General features: G+C 64.9%; 9 protein-coding genes and 1 riboswitch. Of the genes, 7 read left to right on the top strand and 2 right to left on the bottom strand.

The features are described from left to right. The first annotated feature begins 124 nt into the window (after positions 1-124). The 7 genes from BS626_RS02840 to yegS all read left to right on the top strand — a co-directional run bounded on the left by BS626_RS02840 (position 125) and on the right by yegS (position 12,408). Positions 125-1,336, top strand: a complete 1,212-nt coding sequence (locus BS626_RS02840) for an MdtA/MuxA family multidrug efflux RND transporter periplasmic adaptor subunit (RefSeq protein ID WP_075180870.1) — start codon at positions 125-127, stop codon at positions 1,334-1,336. Continuing rightward, positions 1,336-4,452 carry an MdtB/MuxB family multidrug efflux RND transporter permease subunit gene (locus BS626_RS02835; protein ID WP_075180869.1) on the top strand — a complete coding sequence of 1,039 codons (3,117 nt, stop codon included), beginning with the start codon at positions 1,336-1,338 and terminating at the stop codon, positions 4,450-4,452. The genes BS626_RS02840 and BS626_RS02835 overlap by 1 nt, the downstream gene beginning before the upstream one ends. Further along, positions 4,449-7,523, top strand: a complete 3,075-nt coding sequence (gene mdtC / locus BS626_RS02830) for a multidrug efflux RND transporter permease subunit MdtC (protein WP_075180868.1) — start codon at positions 4,449-4,451, stop codon at positions 7,521-7,523. The genes BS626_RS02835 and mdtC overlap by 4 nt, the downstream gene beginning before the upstream one ends. A 175-nt stretch (positions 7,524-7,698) precedes the next feature. Further along, the gene (gene baeS, locus BS626_RS02825) at positions 7,699-9,087 is read left to right on the top strand and encodes a two-component system sensor histidine kinase BaeS (protein WP_075180867.1); all 1,389 of its coding nucleotides are present in this window, start codon (positions 7,699-7,701) and stop codon (positions 9,085-9,087) included. Between the two features lie 15 nt (positions 9,088-9,102). After that, a complete protein-coding gene (gene baeR / locus BS626_RS02820) occupies positions 9,103-9,807 on the top strand; it encodes a two-component system response regulator BaeR (protein ID WP_075180866.1) in 705 nt (234 codons plus the stop codon). Positions 9,808-9,918: 111 nt separating this feature from the next. Continuing rightward, a complete protein-coding gene (gene yegQ / locus BS626_RS02815) occupies positions 9,919-11,220 on the top strand; it encodes a tRNA 5-hydroxyuridine modification protein YegQ (RefSeq protein ID WP_075180865.1) in 1,302 nt (433 codons plus the stop codon). 285 nt (positions 11,221-11,505) lie between these two features. After that, on the top strand, positions 11,506-12,408 hold the full coding sequence (yegS, locus tag BS626_RS02810) for a lipid kinase YegS (RefSeq protein ID WP_075180864.1): 903 nt from the start codon (positions 11,506-11,508) through the stop codon (positions 12,406-12,408). A 78-nt stretch (positions 12,409-12,486) separates the two neighbouring features. Here yegS and thiD read toward each other — a convergent pair whose 3' ends face one another. Both thiD and thiM read right to left on the bottom strand, forming a co-directional pair. Further along, positions 12,487-13,287: a bifunctional hydroxymethylpyrimidine kinase/phosphomethylpyrimidine kinase gene (gene thiD / locus BS626_RS02805; RefSeq protein ID WP_075180863.1), complete on the bottom strand. Its 801-nt coding sequence runs from the start codon at positions 13,285-13,287 to the stop codon at positions 12,487-12,489. Beyond that, complete coding sequence (gene thiM / locus BS626_RS02800; RefSeq protein ID WP_075180862.1) at positions 13,284-14,075, bottom strand: hydroxyethylthiazole kinase; 792 nt, start codon at positions 14,073-14,075, stop codon at positions 13,284-13,286. The genes thiD and thiM overlap by 4 nt, the downstream gene beginning before the upstream one ends. Before the next feature lie 33 nt (positions 14,076-14,108). Further along, a riboswitch (TPP riboswitch) is annotated at positions 14,109-14,205 on the bottom strand. Positions 14,206-14,690: the final 485 nt, after the last annotated feature.

Raw genomic sequence — 14,690 nt, 5'->3', positions numbered from 1 at the left:
CCTTACCCGGGCCGGCGATGATATCCTTATTTCCTCCATTTTTACCCGGTTTATACTGAGTAAACTGGTCGCTGATATTTTCATGATGAAACTGCCCTTTTTTTGCCGGAGAGCGAGTCCTGCTATGCGCCGTAAACCCCTGATTGCCCTCTTAGTGATTCTGATTGCTGCCGCAGGCTATGGCGGCTGGCGGCTGACCCATGACGCCACACCGCAGGCAAAAAACAGCGAGGGCGCGGCGGGCGGGCGCGGCGCGGGACGGCGCGGCGGCGGCCAGGCACCGGTGCAGGCCGCCACCGCCCGCAGCCAGAGCGTGCCGCAATACCTGACCGGGCTGGGGACGGTGACCGCCGCCAACACGGTGACCGTGCGCAGCCGCGTCGACGGTCAGCTGATGCGGCTGCACTTTACCGAGGGGCAGCAGGTGAAAGCCGGCGACCTGCTGGCGGAAATCGATCCGCGGCCATTCGAGGTGGCGCTGGCGCAGGCGGAGGGACAGCTGGCAAAAGATGAAGCCACGCTGGCCAACGCCCGCCGCGATCTGGCGCGCTATCAGCAGCTGATGAAGACCAACGTTATCTCCCGTCAGGAACTCGATACCCAGCGGGCGCTGGTCAGCGAAACCGAAGGGACGATTCAGGCCGATCGCGCCAGCGTGGCGAGTGCCCGCCTTAATCTGACCTACAGCCGGGTAACCGCGCCGATTGACGGTCGCGTTGGCCTGAAGGTGGTGGACGTGGGAAACTACATCAGCAGCGGCGACACGGCCGGGCTGGTCGTGATCACCCAAACCCATCCGGTCGATGTGCTCTTCACCCTGCCGGAAAACGTGATCCCACAGCTGCTGCAGGCGCGTCACCGCGGCGCGGCGCTGCCGGTGGAAGCGTGGGATCGTACCAATACCACCCAGCTGGCCAGCGGCAGCCTGCTGAGTCTGGATAACCAGATTGATACCGCCACCGGCACCATTAAGCTGAAAGCGCGCTTCGATAACCGCGATGACCGCCTGTTTCCGAATCAGTTCGTCAACACCCGCCTGAAGATTGAGACCCTGCAAGATGCGGTAGTTATTCCGGGCGCCGCGCTGCAAATGGGCAATGAGGGCAGCTTTGTCTGGGTGGTCAACGACGACAACCGGGTCAGTAAAAAAGCGGTGACCACCGGTATTCAGACCAGCGAGATTGTGGTGATTCAGAGCGGCCTGGCCGCCGGGCAGCGGGTTGTCACTGACGGCGTGGATCGCCTGACCGAGGGCGCAACCGTCGAGGTGGTGGCGCCGCAAAGCAGCCCCCTGCCGGCCGGTCACGCGCAGTCGGCGAAGGGAGAGCGCGGCTGATGCAGGCGCTTCCTCCTTCCCAGGGCGGCCCGTCCCGCCTGTTTATTCTGCGGCCAGTGGCCACCACCCTGCTGATGATCGCCCTGCTGATCGCCGGGATTATCGGCTATCGCGCCCTGCCCGTCTCAGCGCTACCGGAAGTGGATTACCCGACGATTCAGGTTGTGACCCTCTATCCTGGCGCCAGCCCGGATGTGATCACCTCAGCCATCACCGCGCCGCTGGAGCGCCAGTTTGGCCAGATGTCCGGGCTGAAGCAGATGGCGTCGCAGAGCTCGGGCGGCGCCTCGGTGGTGACCCTGCAGTTTCAGCTGACCCTGCCGCTCGACGTCGCGGAACAGGAAGTGCAGGCGGCGATCAATGCCGCCACCAACCTGCTACCGAACGATCTGCCCAATCCGCCGGTATACAATAAAGTGAACCCGGCCGATCCGCCGATCATGACCCTGGCGGTCACCTCCGATGCCGTGCCGATGACGCAGGTGCAGGACATGGTCGAGACGCGGGTGGCGCAGAAGCTTTCTCAGGTCTCCGGCGTGGGCCTGGTGACGCTGGCCGGCGGGCAGCGCCCGGCGGTACGGGTGAAAATGAATGCCCAGGCGCTGGCGGCGCGCGGGCTGGACAGCGAGGCGGTACGGACCGCCATCAGCGAGGCCAACGTCAACTCGGCCAAGGGCAGCCTGGATGGCCCGGAGCGCGCCATTACCCTGTCGGCGAACGATCAGCTGAAGTCCGCCGAGGGCTATCGCCAGCTGATTGTGGCCTACCAGAACGGCGCACCGGTACGGCTGCGCGACGTGGCCAGCGTGGAGCCGGGGGCGGAAAACAGCTGGCTGGGCGCCTGGGCCAATCGCCAGCAGGCGATTGTGATCACCGTGCAGCGCCAGCCGGGAGCCAACATCATCAGCACCGCCGACACCCTTCGTCAGCTGCTGCCGTCGCTGACCGCGTCGCTGCCGAAATCGGTTACCGTGAAGGTTCTCTCCGATCGCACCACCAACATTCGCGCGTCGGTCAGCGACACTCAGCATGAGCTGATGCTGGCGATGGCGCTGGTGGTGATGATTATCTATCTGTTTTTACGCAACGTGCCGGCCACCATCATTCCGGCGGTGGCGGTGCCGCTGTCGCTGGTAGGCACCTTTGCGGTGATGGTGTTCCTGGATTTCTCGATCAATAACCTGACCCTGATGGCGCTGACCATCGCCACCGGTTTTGTGGTCGATGACGCGATTGTGGTGATCGAAAACATCTCGCGCTATATCGAAAAAGGGGAAAAGCCGCTGGCCGCCGCGCTGAAGGGCGCCGGCGAAATCGGCTTTACCATCATCTCCCTGACCTTTTCACTGATTGCGGTGCTGATCCCGCTGCTGTTTATGGGCGATGTGGTGGGCCGGCTGTTCCGCGAATTCGCCGTGACCCTGGCGGTGGCGATCCTTATCTCCGCTATCGTTTCGCTCACGCTGACGCCGATGATGTGCGCGCGGATGCTGAGCCACGACGCTCTGCGCCGGCAGAACCGCTTCTCGCGCGCCAGCGAGGCGTTTTTCGCCCGGGTGATTGCCCGCTACGGTCAGCTGCTGAACCGCGTATTACGGCACCCGTGGCTGACGCTCGGCGTCGCGCTCGGCACGCTGGCGCTGACCGTGCTGCTGTGGCTGTGGATCCCGAAAGGCTTTTTCCCGCAGCAGGATAACGGCATTATTCAGGGCACCGTACAGGCGCCGCAGAGCGTGTCATTCGCCAGCATGGCCGACCGGCAGCGCCAGGTGGTCTCGGTTATCATGCGCGATCCGGCGGTGGAGAGCGTCACCTCGTACGTCGGCGTTGACGGCACCAACCCGGCGTTGAACAGCGGACGGCTGCAAATTAATCTGAAGCCGCTGGACCAGCGCGAGGATCGTATCCCCGCGGTGATCGCCCGCCTGCAGCGGCAGAGCGACGCGCTGCCGGGCATTGAACTGTGGCTGCAGCCGGTGCAGGACCTGACCATCGATACCAGCGTCAGCCGCACCCCTTATCAGTTTACCCTGCAGGCCGGATCGCTCGATGCCCTTGGGCACTGGGTGCCGGCCCTGCTGAGCGAGCTGCGTGCCCTGCCGCAACTACAAGAGGTGAGCAGTGACTGGCAGGATCAGGGGCTGGAGGCCTTTATTCGCGTCGACCGCGATAACGCGGCGCGCCTCGGCATCAGCCTGGCCGACATCGACAACGCGCTGTACAACGCCTTTGGCCAGCGGCTGATCTCCACGATTTACACCCAGTCCAGCCAGTACCGGGTGGTGCTGGAGCAGGACAGCCGCGAAACCCCGGGGCTGGCGGCGCTGGACAGCATCCGCCTGACCGGCAGTGACGGGGCGATGGTGCCGCTCAGCACGCTGGCGCAGGTGGAGCAGCGCCACGGGGCGCTGACCATTAACCATCTCGACCAGTTTCCGTCGACGACCTTCTCCTTTAACGTGGCGCCGGGCTACGCGCTGGAAGACGCGGTGAATGCCATTACCGCGGCCGAGCAGCGGCTGGCAATGCCCGCGGATATCCTGACCGCCTTCCAGGGGAGCACCCTCGCCTTCCAGGCGGCGCTGGGCAACACGGTCTGGCTGATCGTCGCGGCGATCGTGACGATGTATATCGTGCTCGGGATACTGTATGAGAGCTTTATTCACCCGATCACTATCCTCTCGACCCTGCCGACCGCCGGCGTCGGCGCACTGCTGGCGCTGATGCTGAGCGGCAGCGAGCTGGACGTGATCGCCATCATCGGCATTATCCTGCTGATCGGGATCGTGAAAAAAAATGCCATCATGATGATCGACTTTGCGCTGGCGGCCGAGCGCGAGCAGGGCATGACGCCCGACGAAGCGATCCGGCAGGCCTGCCTGCTGCGCTTTCGTCCCATCCTGATGACCACGCTGGCGGCGCTGCTGGGCGCGCTGCCGCTGATGCTGAGCCAGGGCGTGGGCGCCGAACTGCGCCAGCCGTTGGGCATCGCCATGGTCGGGGGACTGATCCTAAGCCAGGTGCTGACGCTGTTTACAACCCCGGTGATCTACCTGCTGTTTGATCGCCTGGCGCGCGCCACCCGCGGCCGCCTGCGGCAGAAGGAGGCGGAGTGAGATTTTTTGCGCTGTTTATTCACCGCCCGGTGGCAACCCTTCTGCTGACGCTGGCCATCGCGCTGGCCGGCGCGCTGGGGTTCCGCCTGCTGCCGGTCGCGCCGCTGCCGCAGGTCGATTTTCCGGTGATCATGGTCAGCGCCTCGCTGCCCGGGGCCTCGCCGGAAACCATGGCTTCGTCGGTGGCGACGCCGCTGGAGCGTTCGCTGGGGCGCATCGCCGGCGTCAGCGAAATGACCTCCACCAGCTCGCTTGGCAGCACGCGCATTATTTTGGTGTTTGATTTTGACCGCGACATCAACGGCGCGGCGCGCGACGTGCAGGCGGCGATCAATGCGGCGCAGAGTCTGCTGCCGAGCGGCATGCCCAGCCGTCCAACCTACCGTAAGGCCAACCCCTCCGACGCGCCGATCATGATCCTGACGCTGACCTCGGATACCTACTCCCCCGGCCAGCTGTATGACTTTGCCTCCACCCAGCTGGCGCAGACGCTGGCGCAGACCGACGGCGTGGGCGACGTGTCGGTCGGCGGCAGCTCGCTGCCGGCGGTGCGGGTCGATCTCAATCCGCAGGCGCTGTTTAATCAGGGGGTGTCGCTGGATGCGATCCGCCAGGCGATCGCCGCCGCCAACGTGCGTAAGCCGCAGGGGGCGGTAGAGGATGGGCAGCAGCGCTGGCAGCTCAAAACCAACGACGAACTGAAGACCGCCAGCGCGTATCAGCCGCTGGTGGTGCACTACCGCGACGGCGCCGCCGTACGGCTGCGCGACGTCGCTACCGTCACCGATTCCGTGCAAGACGTGCGCAACGCCGGGATGGCCAGCGGGAAACCGGCCATCTTGCTGCTGGTGCGTAAAACCCCGGAAGCCAACATCATTGATACCGTGGATCGCATCCGCGCGCGGATGCCGGCGCTGCGCGAGACCATTCCGGCGGCGATTGATTTGGCGATTGCCCAGGATCGCTCGCCGACCATTCGCGCCTCGCTGGCGGAAGTAGAACAGTCGCTGGCGATCGCCGTGGTGCTGGTTATCCTGGTCGTGTTTGTCTTTTTGCGCTCCGGCCGCGCGACGCTGATCCCGGCCATCGCCGTACCGGTGTCGCTGCTGGGCACCTTTGCCGCCATGTACCTGTGCGGCTTCAGCCTGAATACCCTGTCGCTGATGGCGCTGACCATTGCCACCGGTTTCGTGGTCGACGATGCCATCGTGGTGCTGGAGAATATCGCCCGCCATGTTGAAGCCGGCATGAAGCCGCTGCAGGCCGCTCTGCAGGGGGTGCGTGAGGTGGGCTTTACCGTCCTGTCGATGAGCATATCGCTGATTGCGGTGTTTATCCCGCTGCTGTTTATGGGCGGACTGGTCGGCCGGCTGTTTCGCGAATTTGCCGTGACGCTGTCGGTGGCGATTGCTATCTCGCTGTTGATCTCGGTCACCCTGACGCCGATGATGTGCGCCCGCCTCTTGAAGCCGCAGCCACCGCGTGCGCAACCGCGCAACCGCGGTGTCGGCCGGCTGCTTACCTACCTCGAGCAGGGCTATGCGCGTACGCTGCGCGTCGTGCTGAACCACCGCCGCTGGACGCTGCTGCTGCTGCTGGCCACCGTCGGCCTGAGCGTCCACCTGTACATGACCATCCCGAAGACCTTTTTCCCCGAACAGGATACCGGACGGCTGATGGGCTTTATCCAGGCCGATCAGAGCATCTCGTTTCAGGCGATGCGCGGCAAACTGCAGGATTTTATGACCATCGTGCGTGACGATCCGGCGGTGGAGAGCGTAGTGGGCTTTACCGGCGGATCGCGTACCAATAGCGGGTCGATGTTTATCGCCTTAAAGCCGCTCGGCCAGCGCAGCGAAACCGCCCAGCAGGTCATCGGCCGGCTGCGCGGCAAGCTGGCGAAGGAGCCGGGCGCCAGCCTGTTTCTCATGGCCGTGCAGGATTTACGCTTTGGTGGCCGCCAGTCTAACGCCGGCTACCAGTACAGCCTGCTGTCGGACGATCTGGATGCCCTGCGCCGCTGGGAGCCGATAATCCGCACCGCGCTGGCGGCCCTGCCGGAGCTGGCGGACGTCAACTCCGATCAGCAGGATAATGGCGCCGAGCTGGCGCTGACTTACGATCGCGACAGCATGGCGCGACTGGGTATCGACGTATCGGCGGCGAATACGCTGTTGAACAACGCCTTCGGCCAGCGGCAAATCTCCACCATCTATCAACCGCTTAATCAGTATAAGGTGGTCATGGAGGTCGATCCGCGCTACGCCCGGGATGCCAGCGCCCTCGATCAGATGTTTGTGGTTAACCGCGACGGCAAGGCGATTCCGCTCGCTTACTTTGCCCGCTGGCAGCCGGCCAACGCGCCGCTGTCGGTCAACCATGAGGGGCTGGACGCCGCCTCGACCCTCTCCTTTAACCTGCCGGAAGGGGTTTCGCTGTCGCAGGCTTCCGCGGCGATTGATCGGGCGATGGTCGGGCTGGGCGTGCCCGCCAGCGTGCGCGGCAGCTTTGCCGGCACCGCCCAGCTGTTCCAGCAAACCCAGAGCAGCCAGCTGTGGCTGATCCTTGCCGCGATCGCCACCGTGTATATCGTGCTGGGCATCCTGTATGAGAGCTACGTCCATCCGCTGACCATTTTGTCCACCCTGCCCTCGGCGGGCGTCGGGGCGCTGCTGGCGCTGGAGATGTTTTCTGCGCCCTTCAGCCTGATTGCGCTCATCGGTATTTTACTGCTGATTGGTATCGTGAAGAAAAACGCCATTATGATGGTTGATTTTGCGCTGGATGCCGAGCGCCACGGCCATTTGACGCCGCACGAGGCGATCTTCCAGGCCTGCCTGCTGCGTTTCCGGCCAATTATGATGACCACCCTCGCGGCGCTGCTGGGCGCACTGCCGCTGGTACTGGCCAGCGGCGACGGCGCCGAGATCCGCCAGCCGCTGGGGATAACCATTGCCGGCGGGCTGGTGATGAGTCAGCTGTTGACGCTCTACACCACGCCGGTGGTGTATCTGTATATGGATAAGCTGCGTCGACGCCCGCGGCGCCGTCCGGCGAGCGTCAGCGGATAACCGGCGCGACGGTGAATAAACCGCCCCGCCGCGCGGGACGTCGCCCGCGCCGATGCGGGCGGCCAGCGGTCGCGGTGCGTGGCCGCACTGACCGCTGGCGCGGCCCGCGTAAGGGGTTACGGCTACCCCGTGCGCGCCGCCCTGAATCCCTCTTTAGCCGCAGGAGTGAACGTCCTTGATACAAAAACTGCGCCCCGGCATCAGTGCCAAGCTGTTTCTGGCCATTTTTACCACCTGCCTGCTGCTGCTGGCGATCATGCACTGGGGCGTCCGCCTCAGCTTCGAGCGCGGCTTTATCGACTATATCCGGCTCGGCAATGAGCAGCGGGTGGCCATGCTCAGCGACGCGCTGGCCGATCAGTACCAGGATCACGGCAGCTGGGACTTTTTACGCCGTAACGAGCGGCTGGTATGGCAGATGATGCGCTCGTTTGATCAGAACCCCGACGGCAACAAACCGCTGCCGCCGCACGGCTGGCGTACGCAGTTTTGGGTGCTCGATGATCGCTTTCGGGTGATGGTCGGACCGCGCGGGCCGCTGCCGCCGGACGGTATCCGCCACGATATTGCCCTTGACGATGGCCGGGTGGTCGGCTGGATCGTCAGCGCGCCGCCGGAGCGGCTGACCCGCAGCACCGATATCCATTTTGACCAGCAGCAGCGCCGGACCAGCTGGCTGATCGTGGGCTTATCGACGCTGCTGGCGGCGGCGGTCACCTGGCTGCTGTCGCGCGGCCTGCTGGCCCCGGTGAAGCGGCTGGTGGAGGGCACGCGGCGGCTGGCGGCGGGCGACTACGCCAGCCGGGTGGCGGTCAGCAGCCGTGATGAGCTGGGGCGGCTGGCACAGGACTTTAATCGCCTCGCCGGGACGCTGGAAAAAAACGAACGCATGCGCCGCGCCTTCATGGCCGATATCTCCCACGAGCTGCGCACGCCGCTGGCCATTCTGCGCGGCGAACTGGAGGCGATGCAGGACGGCGTCCGTCAGCTGAGCCCCGAGGCGATCGGCTCGCTGCAGGCCGAGGTCGGGCTTCTTAGTAAGCTGGTGGACGATCTCCATCAGCTGTCGCTCTCCGATGAGGGCGCGCTGGCCTACCGTAAAGCGCCGATTGACGCGGTGGCGCTGCTTGAACTGGTTGCCGGCAGCTTCCGCAGCCGCTTTGCCGACCGCGGGCTGAGTCTGACGCTGGATCTGCCGCCGCGGGCGCCGCTGTTTGGCGATGCCGATCGGCTGATGCAGCTGTTTAGCAACCTGCTGGAGAACAGCCTGCGTTATACCGACGCCGGCGGTGGGTTAACTATCCGTCTGCGACCAGACCCGCAGGGCATCACGCTGCTGTTTGACGACACCGCGCCCGGGGTTGACGACGCGCAGCGGCAGCACATCTTCGAGCGCTTTTACCGCGCGGAGGGTTCGCGCAGCCGCGCCAGCGGCGGCTCCGGACTCGGGCTGGCTATCTGCCAGAACATTGTTGAGGCGCACAGCGGCAGCATCAAAGCAGAGCACTCCGAGCGGGGCGGGCTGCTGATTGTGTTACACTTGCCGACAGACATTCCGCTCTGAAGCCAGTGAAACCGCATGAACGACGCAACTGCTCCGCTGATCCTGATTGTTGAGGATGAGCCCAAACTCGGTCAGCTCCTGATTGATTATCTGCAGGCGGCCAACTACCGCACCCGGCATCTGCTGCGCGGCGATGAGGTTATCGAGGCCGTGCGCGCCGCGCCGCCGGATCTGCTGATCCTCGATTTGATGCTGCCCGGCATGGACGGGCTGACGGTATGCCGCGAACTGCGCCGCTTCTCCGAACTGCCGGTGATCATGGTCACCGCCAAAAGCGAAGAGATCGATCGCCTGCTGGGACTGGAACTGGGGGCCGATGATTACATCTGTAAACCCTTCAGCCCGCGCGAGGTGGTCGCCCGGGTGAAAACCATTTTGAAGCGCGTGCAGCGCGCGACCGGGGCGCCGGCTCCCGCATCCCTGCTGGTCATTGATGAAAGCCGCTTCCACGCCAGCTGGGCCGACCGGCCGCTGGATCTGACCCCGGCGGAGTTCCGCCTGCTGCGCACGCTGTCGCAGGAGCCGGGGAAGGTATTCTCGCGCGAGATGCTGCTGAACCATCTGTACGATGACTATCGGGTGGTCACCGACCGCACCATCGACAGCCACATCAAAAATCTGCGCCGCAAACTGGAGGCGCTGGATGCCGACCAGCCGTTTATTCGCGCGGTGTACGGCATGGGCTACCGCTGGGAGGCCGACGCCTGCCAAAAACGGTAGCGGATTGATCTGACGCAAAGTGCACACCGGGGTGCTGCGCTATCCTGCCGGGCGTTTTTGCGCTGCGCGCCGTGCGCCGCGCATAGTCACCCGCTACCTGCATGAGATCCCATGAAGCCTGAACTGCTCTCCCCCGCCGGCACCCTGAAGAATATGCGTTACGCCTTTGCCTACGGTGCTGACGCGGTCTATGCCGGCCAGCCGCGCTACAGCCTGCGCGTGCGTAACAACGAATTTACCCTCGAAACGCTGGCGATCGGCATCAACGAGGCCCACGCGCTGGGCAAACGGTTTTACGTGGTGGTGAATATCGCGCCGCACAACGCCAAGCTTAACACCGTGATTCGCGATCTGCAGCCGGTGATAGACCTGGCGCCGGATGCGCTGATCCTGTCCGATCCCGGCCTGATCATGCTGGTACGCGAGGCTTTCCCCCGGATGCCGGTGCACCTCTCGGTGCAGGCCAATGCGGTCAACTGGGCCACGGTTAAATTCTGGCAGCAGCAGGGACTGTCGCGGGTGATTTTATCGCGCGAGCTGTCGCTGGAGGAGATCGCCGAAATTGCCCAGCGGGTGCCGGAGATGGAGCTGGAGGTGTTTGTGCACGGTGCGCTGTGCATGGCCTACTCCGGCCGCTGCCTGCTCTCCGGTTACCTGAACAAACGCGATCCCAATCAGGGTACCTGCACCAACGCCTGCCGCTGGCAGTACAGCGTCACTCCCGGTCAGCAGGATGAGAACGGCAACATCGTGCAGCAACATGAGCCAACCGACCGAATCTTTATGCTGGAAGAGGCGCAGCGGCCGGGCGAAGCGATGCCGGCACTGGAAGATGAGCACGGCACCTACATCATGAATTCAAAGGATCTGCGGGCCGTGGCGCACGTAGAACGACTCAGCCAGATGGGCGTACGCTCGCTGAAAATTGAAGGGCGAACCAAATCGTTTTATTACTGTGCCCGCACCGCACAGGTGTATCGCCGGGCAATTGACGATGCCGCCGCCGGTAAGCCGTTCGACCCCACCCTGCTGACCACGCTGGAGGGGCTGGCGCACCGGGGCTATACCGAGGGATTTTTACGCCGCCATACGCATGACAGCCTGCAAAATTACGCCACCGGCCACTCACAGTCCGAGCGACAGCAGTTTGTCGGCGAACTGACCGGCGAGCGGCGCGACGGACTCGCGCGGGTGGCGGTGAAGAACCGCTTTAGCGTTGGCGATACGCTGGAGCTGATGACGCCGGCCGGCAACCTCCGCTTCACGCTGGCGTCTATGTGCAGCGAGCGCGGGGCCGCGACCGCCGTTGCTCCCGGGGATGGCCACCGGGTATGGATCCCGCTGCCGGCGGAGGTCAGCCTGGAGTACGCGCTGCTGATTCGCGATCTGCCCGGCGCGCCCGCAACATCGTAACCTGTACAGGTTAACGTTTTTTAGCATCGGATCACGGTCTGCCCGCAGCAATCTGGTTATGATACGCGGGCTTCCAATCAGCAATAATCAACAGCATCTGCGACAGGAACCACCTCATTAGCCCGCCCGGCTCCCCCGCGCGGGCGTTTCTTTGTCCGAGTTTTGTCGCCGCCGTCCTGCTGGTCCCGCTTATGTGCTATAAAATCCTGTATCCCTGCCGATTGAACCTGACGGCCGCGCGCCGCAGGCAGGCAATTCTGGTCACCGAAGCTACAGAGAGTTGATATGGACAATCAGGCAATTACCATGCTGATCCTTAACGGTAAAGGTGCGGGTCACGAAGCGCTGCGCGAAGCCGTACACGCCCTGCGCGAGGAGGGATTCCCCATTGAGGTGCGGGTCACCTGGGAGCACGGCGATGCCGGCCGCTACCTTGGGGAAGCGATCGCCCTCGGCGCCAGTACCGTCGTGGCCGGCGGCGGCGACGGCACCATCAACGAGCTGGCCAGCGCGCTGGCCGGTGTCGACAGCGCCCGACGCCCGGTGCTGGGCATTCTGCCGCTGGGGACCGCCAACGATTTCGCCACCAGCGTCGGCATCCCGCAGGAAATGGGGAACGCCCTGCGGCTGGCCATTCAGGGCAAAGCGTATCCGGTGGACCTGGCGAAGGTGAATGATCACCACTACTTCATCAACATGGCGACCGGCGGCTTCGGTACGCGCATTACTACCGAAACGCCGGCAAAACTGAAGTCCGCGCTCGGCGGTGTCTCCTATTTCGTGCACGGCCTGCTGCGGATGGATCAGCTCAAGGCTGACAGCTGTGAGCTGCGCGGCCCCGGCTTTCACTGGCAGGGCGACGCGCTGGTGATCGGGATTGGGAATGGTCGCCAGGCGGGCGGCGGCCAGCGTCTGTGTCCGTATGCGCTGATCGATGATGGCCAGCTGGAGGTGAGTATCGTTACCGCGCAGGAGCTGCTGCCCACGCTGCTCAACTCGCTGTTTGGCGGCGATGATGACAACCCCAATATCGTCCGCGCCTCGCTGCCGTGGCTGGAGATCACCGCCCCGCACGAGATGACCTTTAACCTCGACGGCGAGCCGCTGAGTGGCACCCACTTTCGCATGGAGATTCTGCCGGACGCCCTGCGCTGCCGGCTGCCGCCGGACTGCCCGCTGATTGCCTGATGTGCCGCGCCGGGCGCCGTCTGGCGCGGCCCGCGCGGCGCGGCGCCGGTCTGCTGGCCTGACGGCACCGGCGGCGGGTTACCACCAGCGCCAGAAGTGGTGTACCGGGCCCTGTCCGCTACCAACCCGCAGCGAATCGGCGTGTATCAGCGCCCCCTGCAGCCAGGCTTTGGCATCGCGCACCGTCTCCGCCCAGTCCGCACGCTGCGGGCGCAGCGCCGCCAGCGCCGAGGACAGCGAACAGCCCGTGCCGTGCGTATGGCGCGTGGCCACCCGCGGGGCGGTAAAACGCCGCTCGTCGTCCGCGGTCAGCAGCCAGTCCGGGCTCTCATCGTCACGCAGGTGGCCGCCTTTCATCAGTACCGCCTGCGCCCCCATCGCCAGCAGCGCGCGCCCCTGGGCGCGCATCTCCCGCTCATTGACCGCCGGTGCGCAGCCCAGCAGCGCCGCCGCTTCCGGCAAGTTTGGCGTCACCATCGAGGCCAGCGGCAGCAGGCGATCGCGCAGCACCGCCACCGCCGATGGCGACAACAGCGCATCGCCGCTCTTCGCCAGCATTACCGTATCAAGCACCCGCCAGCGCGGCGCCGCCTGCTGCAGCCGCTCCGCCACCGCCAGCGCAATATCCGCCTCGGCCAGCATGCCGATTTTTACGCTGTCAATACGCACGTCGCTTAGCACCGAATCGAGCTGGGCGAGCACGAACGCCGGGGCTACGCGACAAACCGACTGCACGCCGCGGGTATTTTGCGCCACCAGCGCGGTGACCACGCTGGTAGCGTAAACGCCCAGCGCGGAAAACGTCTTTAAGTCGGCCTGAATACCGGCCCCGCCGCTGGGATCGGTGCCGGCGATGGTCAACGCGTTCACCGGGCTCATGCCTGGGCCGCCTGCGCCGCCTGCCACAGCGCATCCACCAACCCGGGCAGAAAGCTGCCCGGCCCGCGCGCGGCGGCGGCGGCGCGCTGACCGGCTCCGGCCATCACCCGGCAGGCGCTGGCCACGAGGATCAGTCGGTCGCCCGGCAGCGCGCAAAAACCGGCGACCACCGCTGACAGCGCGCAGCCGGTGCCGGTGACCCGGGCCATCAGGGGCGATCCGCCCGGCACGCGCAGCAGCCGTTCGCCGTCGGTGACATAATCCACCTCACCGGTCACCGCCACCACCGTGTTGACGCGGCGCGCCAGGTCGCGAGCCGCCGCCAGCGCGTCGGCGGCATCATGCCGACTGTCAACGCCGCGACCGCCAGCGCCCTCTCCGGCCAGCGCCAGTATTTCCGACGCGTTGCCGCGGATCGCCGCCGGCGCCTCGCGCAGCAGCTGTCGACAAAAATCGGTGCGAAACGTCAGGGCGCCTGCCGCTACCGGATCGAGCACCCACGGGGTGCCCTGCGCGCGGGCGGCGCGCACCGCGGCGGCCATACTGTCACGGCGGTCGGCGGTCAGCGTGCCGACGTTAATCAGCAGCGCGTCAGCCACCGCGCTGAACTGGGCGACCTCCTGCGGCGCCACCACCATTGCCGGCGATGCGCCGAGCGCCAGCAGCACGTTAGCCGTCAAGGCCTGCACCACCTCGTTAGTCAGGCAGTGGATCAGCGGCGCGCGTTGGGTAAACAGCGTGAGCGCGGCGGCAGCATCGCCGTCGGCAAGCGGGTCAGAAGGGGTCATCGTCTCTCCTCACCGGCGATCAAGAAGGCGATGCGAGACGGCATCTGACTTCCCTACGCTGGCATTATCCAGATCAGGTAATACGGGTCTTTCTCAGCCTTCACAAAGAAGGGCACCCCGAGTCATTGGCAAGCAGTAGCATGCTTTTTGCAAGCTTAGGGAAAGTCGTCTGCTGATGCAAGCCCGCTCGCTCGCCGCGATCTTCAGCCCGGCGGACTCGAGCGCCCGATGCACCAGGACGGAGAAGCGCGCTGAGCGCTGGCGTAATGCACCGCGCTCCGCTGGCCGACGCCTGCGCGAGCGGCGCAGCGATCATCCCCGACAGCGGGAGTGGCGCTGGCGCATACCGGACATTCGTCATGCCGCCGCCGGCGATCGGCGCGTTGCGAGTGGCGCCAGCTGGAGAGACTGCACGCCTTCGGGCCGATCGGGGTTGCGGGATGAAGCGCGATGGGATCCTTCAGCTCCGCTGCTGCGCGTGGTAGCCAACAACGTCGCCGGCAGAAGGAAATCCGGTAGCTACAGGCATTTATACGGACAGGCAGAGGATAAAAATAATATTTTATCATATTAAATTTGATCAGTCCGGATACGGAAAAATACGGCACGGGACGC

The sequence above is a fragment of the Pantoea sp. 1.19 genome, assembly GCF_001922585.1.
Lineage (GTDB): Bacteria > Pseudomonadota > Gammaproteobacteria > Enterobacterales > Enterobacteriaceae > 1-19.
The sequence above is the reverse complement of the archived record's forward strand: the minus strand, read 5'-3'. Positions and strand labels throughout refer to the sequence as shown.